Origin of the sequence: Methylobacterium sp. J-043, from assembly GCF_022829505.1 — a bacterium.
Lineage (GTDB): Bacteria > Pseudomonadota > Alphaproteobacteria > Rhizobiales > Beijerinckiaceae > Methylobacterium > Methylobacterium extorquens_A.
In genome coordinates this window covers 1-393 of record NZ_JAKSYB010000020.1, presented here as the reverse complement: position 1 = coordinate 393, position 393 = coordinate 1, and the positions used below count along the sequence as shown (strand labels likewise).

Genomic DNA, 393 nt, shown 5'->3' with positions numbered 1-393 from the left:
GGAAGTCGGCATATGACTCAGATGCGCGAGCTGCAGTTGTTCGTCTCATCCCAGTTCTCGGTGGCTCCACGTCCGAGCACTGTGACGATGCCGATGCCCGTGCCCGCGACGAGCGGGCGTCCGAGGGCGTCGTAGGTGCATGAGGAGCGCGGTTCTGGCATCGGGGCCTCAGACCATGGTTTCGGCCGACACGCATCCGGACCGCCGCGGCGCGGTCTCCGAAGCGGCGGACACTCGTTCTCGCGTCGCCAACGTCCCAAGAGCCGGCGGCCACCTTTCGGGACGTTGCTCTAGATTTTCACGACGCGGATCACGCCCTCGCCGCGGCGGTGGCCGACCGAGGTGACAGCCACGTCCGCGGCCGATCCTGCCGCGCAAAGCGCTGCGGCGGGG

1 protein-coding gene is annotated in these 393 nt (G+C 68.4%); it reads right to left on the bottom strand.

Features of this window, described 5'->3' with window-relative positions; genetic code table 11:
• Positions 1-17 precede the first annotated feature (17 nt).
• Entirely contained in the window at positions 18-161 is a 144-nt protein-coding gene (locus tag MKK50_RS01115; RefSeq protein WP_499019783.1) for a hypothetical protein, read from the bottom strand.
• Positions 162-393 lie beyond the last annotated feature (232 nt).